The following is a 20,004-nucleotide window of genomic DNA, read 5'->3' as shown; positions in this document are numbered from 1 at the left end:
AGGTAAGGTATGACTGACAAATTAATTAACGTTCTGCACAGTGCATTGGACGATTTAAAAGCGAAAGATTTAACCCAAGTCGATGTGCGCGGTAAAAGTGACGTGACGGATGTATTAATGATTGCCTCGGGCACCTCTAATCGCCATGTTAAATCACTGGCTTCCAGTGCCGTAGAAGATGCCAAACAAGCGGGTTTTCAGCCTCTGGGGGTGGAAGGCTTGGAAGGTGGTGAATGGGTGTTGGTAGATTTTGGAGATATCGTACTGCATGTGATGAAGCCCGATACCCGAGAGTTTTATGACCTGGAAAAACTTTGGTCGGTGGAACCTGCCGGTCGCTCTGCTGACTAAATAAGGATTAGCTCCGTGCGCATCAAATTGATTGCCGTGGGAACCCGCATGCCTAGCTGGGTAGAAGAGGGCTATGGGGAATACGCTAAGCGTTTGCCGCGCGGTGATATGAGTGTTGAGCTGGTTGAGTTGCCACTGGCTAAACGAGGCAAAAACGCGGATATTCCCCGGGCAATGGAAAGTGAAGGGGAGGCTATGATTGCCGCCATCGGTAAAGGCGATCGCGTCATCGCCCTCGATGTCCAGGGCCGCAGTTTTAGTACTGAAAAACTGGCAGAGAAACTGGCCACTTGGCGCATGGATGGGCAAGGGATCAGTTTATTGGTGGGTGGGCCCGACGGCCTTTCGGCCAAGGCTTTAGCACTGGCCGATGAAAAATGGTCACTGTCAGCGTTAACCTTGCCACACCCTTTGGTGCGGGTATTGTTGATGGAACAGCTGTATCGAGCTTGGACGGTTTTACATAACCATCCCTACCATAAATAAAAACCTATAATGAACCTGCTGGAATTGCATGTCTGACGCACGTCATTTTAAAGACCACCATCGTGAAGCGAGAGTTTTTATTGCTCGTACGGTCTTTACCGCTGTGTTCATTATATTGTTAACCGGCTTGCTGGTGACGCGTTTCTATTCGCTGCAAGTGACTCATCACCAAGATTACGTTACCCAGTCGGATCGCAACCGCGTACATGTATTGCCTATCCCCCCAACTCGCGGCCTTGTCTACGATCGCAACGGTGAACTGTTAGCCGAAAACCGCGCCAGCTATACCCTATCTATCGTTTACGAACGGGTATCCGACTTGGAAGCAACGCTTGAAGTGGTGGGGGGGCTGGTTAATGTCTCTGCCAATGATATTGAAAAGTTTAACGATCAGCTGCGGCAAAAGCGCCGCCCATTTGACCCTGTGCCTTTGCGCTATAACCTAACAGAAGAAGAAATTGCTCGGTTGGCGGTCAATGAGTATCGGCTTGATGGGGTCGAGGTGCATGCTCAGTTGGTACGCAACTATACCCACGGCGAATTATTTGCACATACCTTGGGGTATGTGGGACGAATTAATGAAAGAGAGTTGGCCGGCTTCAGCGAAGAGGTATATCAACAATATATCGGCACCCATTCCATTGGTAAAATTGGTCTTGAGCGCGAGTACGAGCAACAACTGCTAGGGCAGGTAGGTTACCAAAACGTCGAAACTAACGCTCGGGGGCGTGTGCTTCGTGTATTGGACAGTCGAGCCCCTAAACCCGGGCAAGATATCGTGTTGCATATGGATAAGGCTCTGCAACGCGAAGCGTACCAAGCACTGGACGGGCGGCGCGGGGCGGTGGTCGCCATTGATGTGAACAGCGGTGGTGTACTGGCCGCTATTAGCGCCCCGAGCTTTGATGCCAATTTATTTGTAACCGGTATTAGCTATAAAGATTACCGTTTATTAAACCAATCGCGAGATTTGCCATTGTTCAACCGGTTTTTGCAGGGGCAATATCCGGCAGGCTCCACAATTAAACCTGTGATTGGCTTGGCAGGTTTACATCATGAAGTGATTACCCCGCAAGATACGATTTATGATCCTGGTTACTATCGACTCAAAAATGATAACCGCTTATACCGAGACTGGAAACGTCAGGGGCACGGCAGTGAGGTGGATATCACACAGGCGATTGTCGAATCCTGTGATACGTACTTTTATGATCTAGGGCATAACCTCGGCATCGATCGAATGCATAATTTTGGCGATCAATTTGGTTTGGGGGAAAAAACCGGGATTGATATTCCCAGTGAGCGCCGCGGGTTATGGCCCTCCAAACAGTGGAAGCGCGGTGCTCGCGGCGTGGGTTGGTACCCAGGTGACAGCCTGAATGTTTCTATTGGCCAAGGAGATGTGTTGACGACGCCCTTGCAGCTGGCGGTAATGACGGCCACCTTGGCGAATCAAGGCAAACATTTTCGTCCACAAGTGGTGAGTCAGGTGGGCGCAGAGGCCAAACAGCCTGAGTTAGTACAAAGTGTCGATGTCGCACAAGAGCATTGGGATGTCGTGCTCGACGCCATGCGCGAAGTAATTCACGGACGACATGGCACAGCCAAAAGTATCAGTGGTGGAGCAAACTATGAAATGGCCGGTAAAACTGGCACCGCCCAGGTGGTGGCGATTGCGCAGGGAGAGAAGTATGACTCAGACGCGCTGTCGGAGCGCAATCGGGATCATGCGCTGTTTGTTGGCTATGCCCCTTTTGATAAGCCGGAGATTGCTGTGGCTGTTATTCTGGAAAACGCCGAGTCTAGCTCATCGGCGGCAAAAATTTCGCGCCGATTGTTCGACAACTGGCTGAACCGTGAGAGTCGCTAATGCCTAACCAAGATTTCTTACGCCGCCTCCCCGAATCGGATCAAACCTTGCGACGGCGAGATCGTCTGCAGCAGCGCATCCATTTGGACTTTTGGCTCCTGTTGCTGCTTATAACCATCACCGCTGGAGGGTTGGTTGTTTTATTCAGTGCCAGTGATCAGTCGACCGGAACGATAAAGCGCCAAGGGGTGTATTTTATTATCGCTTATATTGCGATGTTTGTTGTCGCGCAAGTGCCCGTGCATTTTATGCGGCGTTTAGCACCTTGGGCCTATGTGGTGGCAGTGGGTTTGCTAGTGTTAGTGATTTTTTATGGTGTTGGCGCCAAAGGTGCGCAGCGTTGGTTGAGTATCGGCGGCTTTCGTTTCCAGCCCTCGGAATTAATGAAATTAGCCATGCCTGTCGCCATTGCGGCCTATCTGGGGCAGCGCCATCTTCCTCCTGCGTTCAAACACATTTTTTGGACACTTGTTTTTGTGGCGATGCCTGTGGTGCTAATCATTAAACAGCCAGACTTGGGTACTTCAATTTTGGTGGCGGCTTCGGGCCTGATGGTATTGTTTTACGCTGGTATTTCTTGGCGCTATATATTGGCGGCCCTGTGCGCTACGGTATTGAGTATTTGGCCGTTGTGGCAATTTGTTTTACATGATTATCAAAAACGCCGGGTATTAACTTTATTGAATCCAGAGGCTGATCGTTTAGGAGCCGGTTGGAATATTATCCAATCCAAAACCGCTATTGGCTCTGGCGGTGTGCCAGGCAAAGGGTGGCTGCAGGGCACTCAGTCACACTTAGAATTTTTGCCCGAAGGGCATACGGATTTTATTATTGCTGTGCTCGCTGAAGAGTTTGGCTTGATCGGTGTGTTGATGTTGATGGGTTTGTATTTATTGGTCGTTGCGCGCGGTTTGACGATTGCACTGCGGGCGCAGGATAGTTTTGGTCGGCTGTTGGCTGCAAGCATTACTCTGACATTTTTTGTGTATGTCTTTGTCAATATCGGTATGGTATCTGGCTTGTTGCCCGTAGTGGGTGTGCCTCTGCCTTTGGTTAGTCAGGGCGGGACCTCTCTGGTGACCCTAATGATTGGCTTTGGTATTTTAATGGCTATTGCCACCGAGCCGCGTAAGGTAATTCGATGAAAATATTCCAACGCCCTTATTGGCTGTGGGCTGTATGGCTTTGCTTTTGGCCTGTCTGTGCTAATGCTGACTATACTCAACACCCAAATGCTCAAGTGTTTATCGACCGTATGGTGCAGGAACATCGTTTTGAGCGCGAGCCAGTTTTGGCCATTTTAGCTGAAGCAAAACAACAACAATCTATTCTTGATGCCATAGCCCGTCCGGCGGAAAAAACCAAAACCTGGGCCGAGTATCGCCCGATTTTTTTGCAACCCCAGCGTATCGATAACGGTGTGCAGTTTTGGTTAGATAACCAACAAGCCTTGCAGCGAGCGGAACGCACTTATGGCGTACCCGCTGAATATATTGTCGCCATTATTGGGGTGGAAACCCTGTATGGAAAATTTACCGGTAAGCATCGGGTAATTGATGCGTTGAGTACACTGGCTTTTGACTATCCGCCGCGCAGTGATTTTTTCCGCAAAGAACTAGAGCAATATTTCCTACTTACCCGTGAGCATAATCAAGACCCACTGATAAACAAAGGTTCCTACGCCGGCGCCATGGGGTTGGGGCAATTTATGCCCTCCAGCTATCGAGAGTATGCGGTCGATTTTAGTGGCGACGACTGGCCTGACATTTGGCAAAATAAAGCAGATGCCATTGCCTCTGTGGCCAATTATTTGCACCGGCACGGTTGGCAAGCAGGGCAGTGGGTGGGCGTGCGAGCAAGGCCTGAAAACAAAATTGTGCTGGATGAACCTCTTTCCATCGCTCCGCCGTCACTTACTGTTGCCGACTGGCAAGCTCGGGGCTTACAACCGGTCATTGCTGTTGATGCCGCCAGCCAAGCCAACAGCCTTGCATTGATGGGGGTGTTGGGCACAGAATACTGGCTCACCTTTAATAACTTTTATGTCATCACTCGCTATAACCACAGTGCGCTTTATGCTATGGCCGTACACCAATTGGCGCAAGCTATTTATCGGCAGGGGTTTGAGAAAATACAGGAGAAAAAGCCACAATGAAGGTTTGTTTGCAGTGGGTCGTATGGGCAATGGTACTAACGCTGGTGGCTTGCTCGCAAAGTCAAAACTCTCGCTATTCCATGAAGCATGACACTGGCCCCGATGAACATATCGATGTTAGCCATATTCCCGACGCCGTACCTAAATATGAGCCGCGTACCCGTGCTGGTAATAAAAACCCTTACACGGTTTTAGGCAAAACTTATTACTTGTTAGAAGATGAAACGCGCTACAAAGAACGCGGTATTGCTTCTTGGTATGGGAAAAAATTCCACGGTCACGACACCTCCAATGGCGAAGTGTATGACATGTACGGTATGACCGCAGCGCATAAAACCCTACCGATCCCCTCCTACGTGCGGGTGACACATTTGGATAATAACCGCAGCGTTGTGGTTCGCGTCAATGATCGTGGTCCGTTTCACGAAGGGCGAATCATTGATCTAAGTTATGCTGCAGCGCAAAAGCTGGGTATTGCCAGCGCGGGTACGGGGCCGGTTGAAGTGGAGATTATTGTGCCTGGCGATGTACCGCCCCCGCCATTGCGCCCCGAGCATCGAGCTGCAACCGAGGCCAGTGGTGTGTACTTACAGGTAGGGGCTTTTGGCAGTTCGAACAATGCAGCGGCGCTGCGTGATGATATTACCGATCTGTTAGATGCGCGCGTATTTATCAGCGAGTTTATGGCGGCCAAACCCCTGTACCGTGTTCGTATAGGGCCGTTAAAGGGGATGACAGAAGTCAACCAAGTACGTGAGCGTCTTAATGAGGTGGGCTATCGCACCAGTCATATTGTTAACGACTAGTATGACAAATGAGTGCTTTAGGGCAGCAAAAATTTTAAATGTGAGGCGGGCGGGTGCCGAATGGCGCTAGATTGCGGTAAACTACGTGATACTTTTAATCAATGAAACGGGTGTAAACGGTCGAGACATGCTATCCAAAATACTCTCCTTCGCAGGAATTTTCACACTCTCTGTCGTCGCTCACGCGCAGCAGGTATTGATCCCGGCACCACCACAATTAGCGGCGACTGGCTATTTACTGTTGGATGCCGATACCGGTGAGGTTTTAGTTGAGCATAATGCAGATGAGCAGTTGCCACCAGCAAGCCTGACCAAAATGATGACCAGTTATATCGTCACCAATGAGCTGGAGCACGGCCGGTTAGGAGAGCAAGACCTCGTCAATGTGAGTGTAAAAGCCTGGAAAATGGGTGGCTCCAAAATGTTTGTGCGCGAGGGTACACAGGTGCCGGTCATGGATTTGCTCCGTGGCGTTATTATTCAATCGGGCAATGATGCCAGTGTCGCCTTGGCAGAACATATCGCCGGAGGTGAAGATGCTTTTGCCGATGTGATGAACCAGTCAGCCCGTTTATTGGGTATGAATAATACGCACTTTGTGAATAGCACCGGTTGGCCCGCTGAGGGGCACCTGACCACGGCTCGGGATTTGGCGCTGCTGGCCAAAGCCATTATTGAAGACCACCCTCAGTATTATCCGCTCTACGCGGAGAAGTATTTCGAATACAACGAAATTAACCAGCCCAACCGGAACCGCTTACTCTTTCGTGATGCCACCGTCGATGGCTTGAAAACTGGTCATACCGAAGCGGCAGGTTACTGCTTGGTGGCTTCGGCTAAGCGCAACAATATGCGTTTAATCTCGGTAGTGATGGGCACCAAAACTGAATCTTCACGGGCGGCAGAAACCCAAAAGCTGCTCGCATACGGGTTTCGTTATTTTGAGAATGCCACCCTCTACAGCGCGGGCGCCGAACTGGAGAGCGCGCCGGTCTGGTATGGTAAGTCCGATCGAGTGGCGCTATCGGTGGACGAAGATGTCATTATGACCATCCCCAGAGGCAGCCGCGACAACATTGAGGCTAACCTGACCGTTGCTGAAACCTTAAAAGCGCCCATTGCTAAGGGCGACGAGCTGGGGCAGCTGATTCTAACGCTCAACGGTGAAACACTGGCGACTTTGCCGGTGGTTGCCTCCCACGAGGTGGAACAGGCCGGTTTATTTGCCCGTTTGATTGACGCAATCAAACTCTTTATTGCCAGTTTATTGAGCTAACACCCCTTGAGCCGTGGGCGCACGCCCACGGCGATATACGGCTAATGGCTATAAACCTGCTACAATAGCGGGCTCGTTAAAGACTGTTGAAGGCCGCATGACTCAGCAAGAACCCCCTAAAATTGAATTTCCCTGCCCCGGCTACCCGATTAAGGTATTGGGTGAGGCTGGCGAGAGCTTGAAATCCACCGTAATCGAGGTGATGCAAAAGCACGCCCCCAGCTTCGACGCTACTCGACTGAAAATCAAAGACAGTGGTAAAGGGCGTTATCAATCGATAACGGTCTATATTACCGCTACAGGCATTGAGCAATTGGAAGCGATTCATCAAGATTTGCGGGCCAATCCAGTTGTGAAAATCGTTCTCTAATGAACGAGTTTTCTTCTGTGGCGAAGTCTCTTGCGGTAAAGTCTCTCGGGCTGCGCGACTATCCGTCGGTCTGGCAAGCCATGCAGGATTTTACCAACCAGCGAACTTCCGGGAGTCTCGATCAGCTTTGGTTGGTTGAGCACCCGCCGGTGTTTACCCAAGGCCAGGCTGGAAAAAGTGAGCACTTACTCTCGGTAAATGATATACCGATTGTCCAGTCTGATCGCGGCGGTCAGGTTACTTACCACGGTCCAGGCCAGCTGGTGGCTTATCCGCTGCTGGATTTACGCCGGCTCAAGCTGGGGGTGCGTGACCTGGTGACCGTGCTGGAGCAGAGCTTGGTTGCGCTGCTCCAACACTACGATATTAACGCTTACGCCAAACCCGATGCACCCGGTGTGTATATCGATGATAGCAAAATAGCCTCGCTAGGCTTACGAGTGCGCCGCGGTTGCAGCTTTCACGGTTTGGCGCTTAACGTGGATATGGACTTATCGCCTTTTGCCCAAATTAACCCCTGTGGGTATGCGGGCATGGCGATGACCGATATGACCCGCCAGCTCGGGCTTGCGCCCTCTATGGAGCAAGTGCAGTCGCGCTGGGTGGATTGTTTTGTACAGAAATTGTTCGACAAAACCGGTATAATGCTCGCGGCGCAAAACGCCGACCCGTCTACTATTTAAAGAGTTTTCTATGACCACCGATATCCCCGATATTCAACCGGTGAAACGTACTCGCCGCCACAAGCAAGGTGAGAAGCTGCGCGATGCTGACAAAGTAGAGCGTATACCGGTAAAAGTGATCGCCAGCGATTCCAACGACATTCCTCGCAAACCCGACTGGATACGGGTACGAGTACCCGCTTCGCCAGAGGTGGATAGAATTAAAAAATTGCTGCGTAAAAATGGCCTATCTTCCGTGTGTGAAGAAGCCAACTGCCCCAATTTGAGTGAGTGTTTCTCGGGCGGTACAGCCACCTTTATGATTATGGGTGACATCTGTACCCGCCGCTGCCCCTTTTGTGATGTAGGCCATGGTAAACCCAACCCGTTAGACAGCAAAGAGCCCACCCAGTTGGCCGAGGCTATTGCCGATATGGGGCTTAAATATGTCGTGATTACTTCGGTCGATCGCGATGATTTGCGCGATGGCGGAGCGGGACATTTTGCCGACTGCATCCGCGAGTCGCGCCAGCGCTCACCCAAACTTCAGGTGGAAATCCTGACGCCAGATTTCCGTGGTCGTATGGAGCCTGCGCTGGACATTCTGGAGCGCGAAGCGCCGGATGTGTTTAACCACAATTTGGAAACCGTTCCTCGCTTGTATCGCCAGGCTCGCCCTGGCGCCAACTACAAGTGGAGCCTTAAGCTGTTGGCGGAATATAAAAAACGCCGTCCCGATGTCTTAACCAAGTCGGGCTTAATGGTCGGCTTAGGGGAAACCAAAGAAGAGATTATCGAGGTGATGCGCGATATGCGTGAGCATCAAATCGACATGATTACCATCGGTCAGTACTTACAGCCTTCGCGGGATCACTTGCCGGTGGAACGCTATGTTCACCCGGATGAGTTCGCCGAATACACCGAACTTGCCAATGAGCTAGGTTTTAAACACGCCGCTTGCGGACCACTGGTACGCTCCTCTTATCACGCCGATAAACAGGCGCACGGTGAAGATGTGCAGTGGTTTGACACCAAGTCATAATGTCGTGGCGTTCGATTCAGGGACGAACGTCGCCATTAAAACCTTACGCCAAAGGCCGGACTTGCTCGATCAGGTTGCCGCTTGGCACCATCGTGAATGCCTGCGTCAGGGCATTCAGACCACTCTTGCCAAGCGCAAGACTCGCCTGCACAAACATTTGTCTACTGACAACGCTATCCCCCAAACATGGCTGGCACTAAATGCTCGCCATCTGGTGGGGTGCATCAGTCTAGTCAGCTACCACTTAACACCCATTGCGAGCCAAGAGCCTGAGCCCGAACCTTTATGGTTGAGCAATTTGTATGTGCAACCCGACTTTCGCTGCACGGGGGTGGGAACACAACTGGTGGACTTTGTGGCCGCGTTTGCACGCGGTGTCGGTGAGTCAGAGTTGTGGTTAATGGCCAGTGAACAGACCGAGTTTTATCACCAGCGCGGCTGGCAGCTTGTGCGCCAAGCTCGCATTGCTAAGCAGCCGGTCAATGTGATGCGTCGCGCGCTATAATTTTGTGGCAAGACATTGCTCTGTGCGGTCGGTAAAAACCGCATCGGCGCGCCACTGGGCCAGTTCGCGCCATTCCTCCGGATAATTCGCCGTATAAACCCAGCTTTGCATACCCCTTCTATGAATATCGTTTATCAATGCCGGCGTCGTTAGGTCGATATGGCTATTAAACGAATAAGCCTGCAGGGCGCTGGCGCAAGCAGAATAATCCAGACTTAACCCCGCCATTAATACCCCAATTTTTATGTCGGGTAGGGCTTGTTGGCAGGCAAATAGTTCGTGGTGATTGAAGCTTGAGAGTATTAAATGCTCCCGAGTTAATTGATGCTCGCGGCAGGCGCTGTCTAGCGCCTTGGCTAAAGCATTGGCCCCGCCGGCATTCTTTATCTCCAAATTAAGCAGGCAGCGGCCCTTAACAAGACGTAATACGTCGTAAAGGTCAGCCAGCGGCTCACCGTTACTAAGGCGAACAGAATTCAGCTCAGCTCGGGTAAGCGTGTCAATTCGGGCGTTGTTAGATTGCGGCAGGCGCCGATCGTGATAGACCCAAAAACGGTTTTGATAAAACCAAAGGTCTATTTCAATACCGTCCGCACCTAAATCCAGGGCAGCTTGGATAGCCGCTAATGAATTTTCTGGTCTATCTGGTGCACTGTATCCGCGATGAGCGATGCATTTCATATTCGAGCCTTGGCCCCGATTCGTTATGTATTACCAATGTGGCGTGGTGGGGCTCAACAGGGCTGAACCTACATGTGGTTTGGCTTGATTACGACTCAATTATGGGGCCGGGCCGACCGTAGAGAAACCCTTGAATTAAATGAATGCCCATCTCCCGGCACAACTGAGCCGTTCTTTCGGTTTCGACGCCCTCGGCTAGAGTTTTTATACCCAGCCCGCAAATAAGCTCATTTAATGTCGATAGCAGTTGGTAGCGGCCAGTGGTGGACCCTTCGAGATCGCGCACCAGTGCAATATCGAATTTTAGGTAATCTGGGGGAACCTCTACCACTTCTAATAGCCGCGCTTGGCCCGCGCCAAAGTCATCATAGGCCAGCCCGATGTCGAGCTTATTTAGAGCACGCCTAACCTCGGCCATGGCATCGAGGTCGGTAATAGCCGCCTCGTGCACCTCGAACACTAGCGTGAGCATGGGGAATAGTGTGCGCAAACGGGTAAGCTCACTCAGTAGCGTATCGAAGTCCTTCGATTCATTGGGGTGGGTATTAAAAAATAATGGCACATCGAGCTTTGCTTTGGCGGCGTCTGCAAAACATTCTTGCCGGAAAAGCTGGCTTAGAGCTACCTCAGAGTCGAGGGTTTCGGCCAAATTAAACAACACCGCCGGACTTTCACCTATGACAGGGTGCGCCCCTCGCCCCAAAAGTTCATAGCCAAAAGGGGTGCCGTCATTATGAGTAATGACCTGTTTATAGCCGTGAACCAGACGCTGTTGCAGCAATTCAAAAAATTCACGGGTGTGCAGCGGGAATTGGCTGGGAAGGTTGCCGATACCGACCCGGGTAGAGTCACGGGCAATCTGGGTGTGCGAGTCGGACTCGACCATTAAGCGAAATTCGTGATCACCTAAATGCAGTACATCCCCGGGATCGAGTTCAGTGGGCTCGGTGATCGACTGTCGATTGACGAAAGTACCATTGGTACTGCCCAAGTCGGTGACCAGCAACTTGCCGTTGAGGAGCTCAAAGCGAGCGTGTTGGCGAGAGACACTCTCCATATTCAACTGCAGAGCACAATCGGCATGCCGGCCTGCCACCGCTGGCAATTGGCGCAGTTCATAGCGTCGCGACTTCAAACTGTCGGCCGAATAACCTTCCAGATAGTAGTGAATACTCACCGCGTGCTCCAAGCTCCTGTCGTTATTAGAGATGCCTTTTAATAGTAGCGTTTTTCTGTGGGTAATAGCGGCAGCGCTCATGTCTAATCGTCATAAGCATTCAAGCTTTTATAAAACTTTGCTAATTGCTCTTGCTAAGTACGGCAGGTTACTCGCCGAAATTCCCGCAATATTAATGCGGCTGTTGTCGGTCATATACACACTGAACTCTTGTTTTAGGCGCTGCACTTGGCCAGAGCTTAGCCCCAAAAAGCTAAACATACCCTGTTCGCGTTGAATAAACGAAAAATCTCGTTCACTTTCCTGCGCGAGGGCCGCGACCAAATCCTGGCGCAATTGCTGGATGCGTTGGCGCATGGCGGTTAACTCTTCCAGCCATAAAGCGTTGAGAGTGTCGTCGTGGTAAACCCTATCCACAATCGCGGCGCCGTGAGCAGGTGGCATGGAATAGAGCCCGCGGGCGATACTCAATACTTGGCTTTGCACCGCTTGAGCCTGGCTCGCGGATTGACTAACTACACTTAAACTGCCCGCTCGCTCGCGATAGAGCCCTAGGTTTTTAGAGTAAGAGGTGGCTAAGACTAATTCTGGCAACTGTTCGGCCAAGGTGCGAACACCGAAGGCGTCTTGCTCAATGCCCTCGCCAAAGCCTTGGTAGGCCATATCAATAAAGGGGGTAAAGCCCTTTTGGTGCGCAAGCTCGGCTATGCTTTGCCACTGTTCGCGGTTAAGGTCGGCGCCGCTTGGGTTGTGGCAGCAAGCGTGCAGTAAGACAAGGTCGCCGGCTCGGGCATGGCTTAGGGCGCTGTGCATGGCATCAAAATCGATCGCGTGTTGGGCAAAGTCGTAATAGGGGTATTCAATCAATTCCAGCCCGGCGTTGCCCAACAGAGGGATATGGTTGGCCCAAGTGGGGGTGCTCACCCAAATGCGCGCATCGGGGCGGGATTTTTTTATTAATTCCGCCGCCAGTCTTAAGGCGCCACAGCCACCGGGGGTCTGCACTGTGGCAACTCGTTGCTCTATTAATACACGGTGTCCGGTGCCAAAAGCGAGTTGCTGCGAGGCGAAATTGGCACCATCAATGCCTGCAGGTGATGTATAAGACTTACTGGTTTGCTCGGTCAGCAGCTGAGCTTCGGCCTGGCTTACCGCCGCCAGAACTGGAGTCAGCCCCGCTTCTGTTTTGTAAACCCCCACGCCTAAATCGACCTTGAGGGGATTAGGGTCGGCTTTATAGGAGGCACTGAGCCCCAAAATGGGGTCGGCGGGGAGCAGGGGCAGCTCATTAAACATGGGGGGTTCCTTAGTGCTGTGAGTGAAACTGTGCTGATGATAGCGTAATTTATCCCAAAAGGTGGCATTCCTTATTCGCCGCGAGCACTTCAGGGTTGTTATAATCGAGCTTTTTAAAGGCGCTTATTGTATGTCCAAATACTGGAGTGAAGTTGTTCGAACCATCGAGCCCTATGTGCCCGGAGAGCAACCGCAAGTGGATGGCTTAATTAAGCTCAACACCAATGAGAGCCCCTACCCACCATCGCCTGAGGTCAACCGCGTTTTGTCGCAAGAGGTTGTCGATCGATTGCGCTTTTATCCCGACCCAAATGCAACCGAATTGCGCCAGTCGATTGCCCGCTATTACGACCTGGATGCAGGCTATGTATTTGCCGGCAATAGCTCCGATGAAGTGCTGGCGCAAACCTTTATGGCTTTTTTTCAGCAAGAACAACCGCTGTTGTTTCCTGATATTACCTACGGATTTTACCCAGTCTATTGCCAGTTGTTTGGTATTGAATCGAAAAAAATACCGCTGACAGAAGATTTTACTTTAGGTTTGGAACAGTACCGTCAGGCCAATGGCGGCATTATTTTTCCCAACCCTAACGCTCCCACCGGACAGCTAACGCCGCTGGAGGCTATTGAAGCGCTACTGGTGGATAATACCGAATCGGTGGTGGTCGTGGATGAAGCCTATATCGATTTCGGCGGAGCCAGTGCGGTATCATTGTTAGAGCGCTTTGAAAATTTATTGGTAGTGCAGACCTTTTCAAAATCCCGTGCCCTGGCGGGTATGCGAGTAGGATTTGCGCTGGGTAACCCGGCTTTAATCGAAGGGTTGGAGCGGGTTAAAAACTCGTTTAATTCTTACCCGCTGGATGCGATTGCCCAGCTAGCTGCTCAGGCGGCCATGGAAGATCGTGATTACTTTGATCAGTGTTGTCGCAAAGTTATTGCAACCCGTGTTACGACCATCGATGCTTTAGTGCAATTAGGGTTTGATGTTTTACCCTCTCAGGCCAACTTTGTTATGGCGAAACCACCCGCTCACATAACCGCAAAACACATGGCCGAAAAATTGCGAGAGCGAAAAATCATTGTTCGCTATTTTGCCAAGCCGCGTATTAGCGATTACCTTAGAATCAGCATCGGCACCGACGAACAGATGCAACAATTGCTTGTCTGTGTGCGCGAGATTCTTGAACTTACTGGCGTGGCCGAATAATAAATTCTTCGGTCAGGCCACTCCAAATCAGTCTTTTATACAGTTCACGACTGCATTGATTGAGAGAAATATCACCGCTGCCCGCTTTTTTTTGATCTTTAAAAAGCAATAGCATCGCCAGGCCTGACAAACTCATGTTATCGGTGTTTTTTAGATCGATTTCAAACTGGTGAATGCCGTTACCGGCGGTTTCTCGCAGTAATTGCTGCCACTGGTTGATCATTTTTAAATCCATATCGCCATGAATGCTGACGCGAATACCGTGGCCGTGGTTGATTGGGTGCCAATCAACCCGTGTGACCTGCACTTGTTTTTTTTTGTTGGATGCTGGCACAGTAATACTGGGCTTGGTTTTATGGGGGCGCGCAGGTATATTTTTATGTGCTTTATCGTCTAGGCTGTCGCTGCAATGATCAGCTTGCAATAGCTCATTTAGCAAAGCAGTCTCATCGCTAAAGGCATGATTGTCACCGTCCCGGGCGAAAAATTCTTCTCCTATAAAGGGCACTTGCTTCTTCATAGAGTGTTCTCGCGTTCGCCGCTTGAAAGCGGCGAATAAACTTTGTGTAATGTTTATTATAGCGCCACTTTAGCTTAATACTTAACCAGACTTGTAGTTTTTTAACCAAGTGCGAACAATAAATGTCAATTATGGTTTTTTATAAAACAATGAACTATATATTGTGATTTTTACTGTCAGTGGATATATGAGTTAAGGCTGCTGGCAACTCTGTTCTTTGGTTAATTCAAAAATATCTAAAATCCCCCCTTGCTTAGTCGGCATTATTCTAATAGATTGGGTTTTATTACTAGCCCTTATAGATAACAGCGTGAATATGCATAAAAGCCCAAATATCATGGGCATTGGGCTGTGTTGCCTAAGAGGCAGCCGTATTCACAGAGCGTGGCCGCACGTTTCTTGTACTGACTTAATGTCGATAAGTGTATTAACGGGTCATTCGCCGCTTGCGAATTGACAGTGTCCTGTGGAAGTATATGCAAGAGAAGTTAACAGCCGCATCGCTCATTAAAAAGTACCAACGATTATTTCAGCAATACGACCATCATCAAATTGCTGAAAGATTGGTCTGCATGGTGGCGGCAAAACAAGGTATTAACCGAGTCGCTCTCGTTCTGAAACGAGAGAGCGAGCCGGTATTGTGCGCTCTGGCGATGCACAACGATGATACGCTCGAATCGCGCAGCTTAACGGTGCCTCTGTCTAATTCTCGCAATCTTCCGGTCGACCTTATTTCCTCGGTTTTACACAGTGGTCAGCATTACAGTCTGTCCGCCAGCGAGCTGCAACCTTTTGCTGCACAAAGCGGCATTGTTATTCCTATTTTAGAAGTGGAAACTTGTCTAGCTGCTTTTTATATAGAGGCAAGTGTAGAGGCAGCTAAGCTAAGCTCTGTTGTTGAGCAGCTGGAGCCGATATGGTTGATGGCATCGCTGATGACTCGTCAGGTGTCGGATCGACAGTGTCTGGACGAGCAAGCCGAACGCCATCGGATGTCGGAACAGGCACTGTGGGCCAACGAAACCTATCTGAACGCTATATTGCGCTACTCGCCGGCTTTGATCGCTGTCAAAGACCTCAATGGCAATGTGGTAATGGCCAGCGATCATTACAAACAATTGGCACATATCGAAGATGATTCCCTGGTCGGAAAAAACGCGCTGGATATTTATCCAGAGAGTCTCGTGGAATCTCTGACAACCATGGAAGCGGCGGCGCTCGATAATAGCCGTCCCTATGAAACAGAGCTAGATTTACTGCACAAAGATGGCACTCTTCACACCTATTTGATGGTGAAGTTCCCGCTTAGTGATTGCAATGAAGAAGTGTTCGGTGTGTGTACTATTTGTACCGACGTGTCGGACCGAAAAATGGCAGAAAGTGCCCTACGTGAACAGCAGTCACGATTAAACTACATGGCTTTTCACGACTCATTAACCGCGTTGCCCAATCGTTCGTTATTTTATGATCGTATTAATAATGGCGTCGCACGGGCTACTCGCTCGGGGGGGAAACTCGCCTTAATGTTACTGGATGTCGACCGGTTTAAAAACATTAATGATAGCTTGGGACACGATTCGGGTGACTTGCTGCTTAAAGCGATTGCCGGCCGCTTGAGCGAAGGCGTTCGAGAAATGGATACCGTAGCCCGCTTGGGGGGGGATGAGTTCGTCGTTTTGTTGGAAGGTATTCAAGATTTGGACGATGTTCGTTTTGTCGCCAATAAATTATTGGCGCACGTCTCTCGTCCGATGGAAATAGCGGGGCATGACATTTCCATTACCGCCAGTATTGGTATCAGTGTTTATCCTACCGATGGCGACAATACCGATGAGTTATTGAAAAATGCCGATATCGCTATGTATAAAGCGAAAGAGGCTGGGAAAAACAACTGCCAGTTTTACGCTAAAGGTATGAGCGCTTCGGCGGTTAATTTTTTACTGCTGGAAAATGATTTACGTCGTGGTATCGAGCAAGATCAGCTGATACTGCATTATCAACCTCAAATCGATATGCGCACCGGTGCGTTGACGGGCGTTGAAGCTCTGGTGCGCTGGCAGCACCCTGAACGTGGAGTGGTTTCACCTGCTCACTTTATTCCGCTGGCCGAAGAGACGGGACTTATCGTGCCTCTGGGTGACTGGGTGTTAAAAGCCGCTTGCGAACAGCAAAAGCAATGGCTTAATGCGGGGTTAAATGTTCCGCAGATGGCGGTAAATTTATCCACGCGTCAGTTTCGACAAAGAGATTTTCCTGGCAAAGTGGCCACAGTCCTGCGAGAAACGGGATTGCCGGCGGAGTTTCTGGAGTTGGAAATTACCGAAAGCTGCGCCATGGAGCATGCCGGAGAAACCATTAATCAATTAAATCAGCTCAATCAAATGGGGCTGTCACTGTCTATTGATGATTTTGGTACAGGCTATTCTTCACTGGCGTATCTTAAGCGCTTTCCGATCGATAAACTAAAAATCGATAGCAGTTTTATTCACGACATTCCCATCGATCAAAACGACGCCGCTATCGCCAAATCTATTATTGGTTTGGCGCATAATATGCAATTAACTGTCGTGGCGGAAGGGGTCGAGCAAGAACAGCAAGCCAGTTGGCTGCGAGACAATGACTGCGACCAGGTGCAGGGCTATTTATTTGCCAAGCCTATGCCGGCGAGTAGCTTTGCCAGCCATTTTTGTGCGCGGGGCGAGTTTGATGTCACAGCAAATGTCGTCTCGCTAAAAGATTTTGCTCAAACCTAACCTCTAATTCTGCGGATATGAAATAGCCTTGATTACACACTTGGCTCAGTCGGCACTCTAATTAAGCAAAGACTCATCTTCGCCAATAAAAAAGGGCTCATCTTCGTCTTGAGAGGGGTCAAACGTTTCGTGAAAATCTACCACCTGGTCGGCCACTTGATGGATTTGCTTGCTGTAGTTAGCAAGGTGAAATAAAGCTTCGCCTTCATGCACTAAAGGCAGATTGGTTAGCCCAATCACAATGGATTCGGCCGGTGCGATTACCGGAATTTGTGTCATGCCAATGGGATCGGATACATAGGCTAGTGTGGTGCCTTTTTCGACCTTGGCGCCCAGTTGTACCAGAGGGCGCATCACCCCGCTCATGGGTGCGCGAACCCAGCGACTGTCATCGGCGATAGTCACTTTCGTTTCTTTTCCGATACGGCGTTTTTTGGGCAGCATATTCAGGTGACGCATCACATTGATAATGCCACGGGTGCCCGCTCGTATGCTGAACTCGTCAAAGCGCAGCGCTTCACCGGCCTCGTACAGTAGCAATGGAATACCCTGTTGGGCGGCCGTTTCTCGCAGTGATCCCTCTCGCAGCTTTGCATCCAGTACAACAGGGGAGCCAAAGGCCAAACCAAGGTCGCGGTTTTCTTCGAGAGATAAGTCAACGCGTATTTGCGGCAAATTCGCGCGGTGACGTGCTCCGGTGTGCAAATCGATACAGTGTGTGCAGTGCTGCAAAATATCGGTGACTAGGGTGTGGGCCACCCGGCCCGCCAGTGAGCCGCGTTGACTGCCCGGAAAGCAGCGGTTGAGGTCGCGCCCATCGGGCAGATAGCGCGACTGGTTTAAAAACCCGTGTACATTCACCACCGGAATTGCCAGTAACGTACCGCGCAGTTTATTAAGCTGCTTAATGCCGAGTACCCGGCGAATAATATCCACGCCATTAATCTCGTCACCGTGCACAGCGGCCGTTACCAATAAGCATGGCCCTGGACGTTTGCCGTGGATAACGTGAACGGTTAAGCCGACATCGGTGTGCGTGTACATGGCTGCCAGGGGAATATCGACACTGCGAGTTTCTCCGGGTGCAATTGTTTCTCCGCCAATAACAATCGGAGTATTTTTCTCGTTCATCCCTTACCTTTGGTTTTATTAGCGTGTGGCCTGGCATTCTCTTCAATAAATTTTATAATGGCGCCAGCTACATCTTTATTAGTGGCTCCTTCAATACCCTCGAGCCCGGGTGAAGAGTTAACCTCCATAATTAACGGGCCACGGGTGGAGCGCAATACATCAACCCCTGCCACTTTTAACCCCATGGTTTGCGCCGCTTTAATCGCAGTACTGCGCTCGTTGGGGCGCAATTTAACCAGCTCGGCACTGCCGCCACGATGCAAGTTAGAGCGAAACTCACCTTCGGGGGCGGTGCGTTGCATGGCCGCGATAACCTTAGTGCCAATAACCAAGCAGCGAATATCACTGCCGCCGGCCTCTTTGATAAACTCCTGCACTAGAAACTCGGCGCGCAGTTCGCGAAAGGCCTCGATCACACTTTCGGCGGCTTTGGCGGTTTCGGCCAAGACCACACCGCGCCCCTGGGTGCCTTCACACAGTTTTACTACCAAGGGGGCGCCACCGACCAATTTAATCAATTCTTTGGTGTTGTGGACGTTGTGGGCAAAGCTGGTTCGGGGCATTCCAATACCTTTGCGCGATAATAATTGCAGAGCGCGCAGCTTGTCGCGCGAGCGGCCCAACGCAACTGACTCTGTGAGGCAGTAAACCCCCATCATTTCAAATTGACGGATAACGGCTAAGCCGTAGTGGGTGACCGAAGCGCCAATACGCGGGATGACGGCATCAAACCCTTCCAGCTCTTCACCGCGATACCAAATAGCCGGCTTCGATGGGGTAATGTCCATATAACACTTTAGGATATCGATGACGTGAGGTTCGTGCCCGCGCTCCAGGCAAGCCTCTACCAATCGGCGGGTGGAGTAAAGTCGCGCGTTGCGTGACAGTATGGCAATTTTCATTTAGTGTCCTAAAGAAGTTGGAATATTTACGCTGAAAAAAAACGGTCTTTTTATGCCTTAGGCCCTGAGTCGGTATCGCCACCGCACAAAAAAGATGCCTGAGGGTCTACCACAAAGCGTCCAGCAAGAGAGTTGCGGCCCAGCAACATACGAAACAGCATAGTTTCTCGGTTCGTTAAGGTCATCTCGGTAACCAAAGTATGGCCGCCAATACGCAGAGCAGTTTCAATGACATAGCGCTCTTCTTGATGCCCCCCAGAGTCGGTGACTCTGCGCGTTTCAACCACCTTAGCTTCACAGGTGTACTCTGGGTCTAGTGTTTTTTGCATGGGGTGTAGGCCAAAGCGTACCCACGGTTCCCCATCGCGGCTAAACTCCTCAACAAAAAAAGCGTGAATGGCCGAGGTTTTAGCGCCTGTGTCTATTTTGGCTTTGACTGGGCAATCGACCAAATCGGGTAAATGCACCCATTCTCGCCAACCAACAGATTGCTTTTCATGCATATTCAGATCTCAATACAGAAAACATAGGAGTGCCCATAACTGTAGCGGGTATAGCTTGAAGGTCAAACCCAGATAAAGCAATTCCCTTTTGTAAAGAGAAAACAATAGAGCTCTAATGAATTTAAGGGGGATTATTAGTGTTTAAGGTCGCTGGGGTTTGAGCGGCTCTTTATTGACCGCTTACAACGCTGGCAACCTACCTTAAGTGTTGACTAAGCTAAAGCCGTTATGCGGACAATATTTAAGGATAAACCCGCTGAGATAGGCGCTAGAGGCTAGCCATTGGTGCAAGGGATGGTGCGCGCATT

The 20,004-nt window shown here is 50.4% G+C and carries 20 protein-coding genes; 13 read left to right on the top strand and 7 right to left on the bottom strand.

The window, feature by feature from the left end; genetic code table 11:
- The first annotated feature begins 9 nt into the window (after positions 1 to 9).
- From rsfS to Q4526_RS15075, 11 genes are all read left to right on the top strand, one after another.
- Positions 10 to 351 (top strand): ribosome silencing factor, encoded by a 342-nt coding sequence (gene rsfS, locus Q4526_RS15125; RefSeq protein ID WP_215977933.1) that lies wholly within the window; start codon positions 10 to 12, stop codon positions 349 to 351.
- 15 nt (positions 352 to 366) lie between these two features.
- A complete protein-coding gene (rlmH, locus tag Q4526_RS15120; protein WP_215977932.1) occupies positions 367 to 837 on the top strand; it encodes a 23S rRNA (pseudouridine(1915)-N(3))-methyltransferase RlmH in 471 nt (156 codons plus the stop codon).
- Positions 838 to 865: 28 nt separating this feature from the next.
- Positions 866 to 2,707, top strand: coding sequence for a penicillin-binding protein 2 (gene mrdA / locus Q4526_RS15115; protein WP_215977931.1), 1,842 nt, complete (start codon positions 866 to 868; stop codon positions 2,705 to 2,707).
- Positions 2,707 to 3,852 (top strand): rod shape-determining protein RodA, encoded by a 1,146-nt coding sequence (gene rodA / locus Q4526_RS15110; RefSeq protein WP_215977930.1) that lies wholly within the window; start codon positions 2,707 to 2,709, stop codon positions 3,850 to 3,852. Before mrdA ends, rodA begins: the two co-directional genes overlap by 1 nt.
- Positions 3,849 to 4,862, top strand: a complete 1,014-nt coding sequence (gene mltB, locus Q4526_RS15105; RefSeq protein ID WP_215977929.1) for a lytic murein transglycosylase B — start codon at positions 3,849 to 3,851, stop codon at positions 4,860 to 4,862. The genes rodA and mltB overlap by 4 nt, the downstream gene beginning before the upstream one ends.
- Positions 4,859 to 5,668, top strand: a complete 810-nt coding sequence (locus tag Q4526_RS15100; protein ID WP_303603984.1) for a septal ring lytic transglycosylase RlpA family protein — start codon at positions 4,859 to 4,861, stop codon at positions 5,666 to 5,668. The genes mltB and Q4526_RS15100 overlap by 4 nt, the downstream gene beginning before the upstream one ends.
- 127 nt (positions 5,669 to 5,795) lie before the next feature.
- Positions 5,796 to 6,944 (top strand): D-alanyl-D-alanine carboxypeptidase family protein, encoded by a 1,149-nt coding sequence (locus Q4526_RS15095; protein ID WP_215977928.1) that lies wholly within the window; start codon positions 5,796 to 5,798, stop codon positions 6,942 to 6,944.
- Positions 6,945 to 7,041: 97 nt separating this feature from the next.
- Complete coding sequence (locus tag Q4526_RS15090) at positions 7,042 to 7,314, top strand: YbeD family protein (RefSeq protein WP_215977927.1); 273 nt, start codon at positions 7,042 to 7,044, stop codon at positions 7,312 to 7,314.
- Positions 7,314 to 7,997 (top strand): lipoyl(octanoyl) transferase LipB, encoded by a 684-nt coding sequence (gene lipB / locus Q4526_RS15085; protein ID WP_215977926.1) that lies wholly within the window; start codon positions 7,314 to 7,316, stop codon positions 7,995 to 7,997. Before Q4526_RS15090 ends, lipB begins: the two co-directional genes overlap by 1 nt.
- Before the next feature lie 10 nt (positions 7,998 to 8,007).
- Positions 8,008 to 9,018, top strand: coding sequence for a lipoyl synthase (lipA, locus tag Q4526_RS15080; RefSeq protein WP_215977925.1), 1,011 nt, complete (start codon positions 8,008 to 8,010; stop codon positions 9,016 to 9,018).
- Positions 9,002 to 9,523, top strand: a complete 522-nt coding sequence (locus Q4526_RS15075; protein ID WP_215977924.1) for a GNAT family N-acetyltransferase — start codon at positions 9,002 to 9,004, stop codon at positions 9,521 to 9,523. Before lipA ends, Q4526_RS15075 begins: the two co-directional genes overlap by 17 nt.
- On the opposite strand, the gene Q4526_RS15070 is transcribed toward Q4526_RS15075, so the two are convergent.
- The 3 genes from Q4526_RS15070 to Q4526_RS15060 all read right to left on the bottom strand — a co-directional run bounded on the left by Q4526_RS15070 (position 9,518) and on the right by Q4526_RS15060 (position 12,677).
- A complete protein-coding gene (locus Q4526_RS15070) occupies positions 9,518 to 10,204 on the bottom strand; it encodes a glycerophosphodiester phosphodiesterase (RefSeq protein ID WP_215977923.1) in 687 nt (228 codons plus the stop codon). The genes Q4526_RS15075 and Q4526_RS15070 overlap by 6 nt on opposite strands.
- Before the next feature lie 88 nt (positions 10,205 to 10,292).
- Positions 10,293 to 11,462 (bottom strand): EAL domain-containing protein, encoded by a 1,170-nt coding sequence (locus Q4526_RS15065; RefSeq protein WP_215977922.1) that lies wholly within the window; start codon positions 11,460 to 11,462, stop codon positions 10,293 to 10,295.
- Positions 11,463 to 11,489: 27 nt separating this feature from the next.
- A complete protein-coding gene (locus Q4526_RS15060) occupies positions 11,490 to 12,677 on the bottom strand; it encodes an amino acid aminotransferase (RefSeq protein WP_215977921.1) in 1,188 nt (395 codons plus the stop codon).
- Between the two features lie 130 nt (positions 12,678 to 12,807).
- Between Q4526_RS15060 and hisC the strand changes: the two genes are divergently transcribed.
- A complete protein-coding gene (gene hisC / locus Q4526_RS15055) occupies positions 12,808 to 13,887 on the top strand; it encodes a histidinol-phosphate transaminase (RefSeq protein ID WP_215977920.1) in 1,080 nt (359 codons plus the stop codon).
- Here the strand turns inward: hisC and Q4526_RS15050 are convergent.
- Positions 13,868 to 14,407 carry an STAS domain-containing protein gene (locus tag Q4526_RS15050; RefSeq protein ID WP_215977919.1) on the bottom strand — a complete coding sequence of 180 codons (540 nt, stop codon included), beginning with the start codon at positions 14,405 to 14,407 and terminating at the stop codon, positions 13,868 to 13,870. The genes hisC and Q4526_RS15050 overlap by 20 nt on opposite strands.
- A 476-nt stretch (positions 14,408 to 14,883) precedes the next feature.
- Here Q4526_RS15050 and Q4526_RS15045 point away from each other — a divergent pair, with 476 nt between their 5' ends.
- The gene (locus Q4526_RS15045) at positions 14,884 to 17,160 is read left to right on the top strand and encodes a bifunctional diguanylate cyclase/phosphodiesterase (RefSeq protein WP_215977918.1); all 2,277 of its coding nucleotides are present in this window, start codon (positions 14,884 to 14,886) and stop codon (positions 17,158 to 17,160) included.
- 57 nt (positions 17,161 to 17,217) lie between these two features.
- Here Q4526_RS15045 and Q4526_RS15040 read toward each other — a convergent pair whose 3' ends face one another.
- From Q4526_RS15040 to Q4526_RS15030, 3 genes are read right to left on the bottom strand one after another with little or no spacing between them, the layout of a single operon-like run.
- Entirely contained in the window at positions 17,218 to 18,291 is a 1,074-nt protein-coding gene (locus tag Q4526_RS15040; RefSeq protein ID WP_215977917.1) for a succinylglutamate desuccinylase/aspartoacylase family protein, read from the bottom strand.
- Entirely contained in the window at positions 18,288 to 19,193 is a 906-nt protein-coding gene (rimK, locus tag Q4526_RS15035; RefSeq protein WP_215977916.1) for a 30S ribosomal protein S6--L-glutamate ligase, read from the bottom strand. The genes Q4526_RS15040 and rimK overlap by 4 nt, the downstream gene beginning before the upstream one ends.
- 50 nt (positions 19,194 to 19,243) lie before the next feature.
- A complete protein-coding gene (locus Q4526_RS15030) occupies positions 19,244 to 19,696 on the bottom strand; it encodes an ATP-dependent zinc protease (protein WP_215977915.1) in 453 nt (150 codons plus the stop codon).
- Positions 19,697 to 20,004 lie beyond the last annotated feature (308 nt).

Origin of the sequence: Gilvimarinus sp. 2_MG-2023, assembly GCF_030547685.1 — a bacterium.
Lineage (GTDB): Bacteria > Pseudomonadota > Gammaproteobacteria > Pseudomonadales > Cellvibrionaceae > Gilvimarinus.
This window is presented reverse-complemented; position numbering and strand designations above follow the sequence as displayed.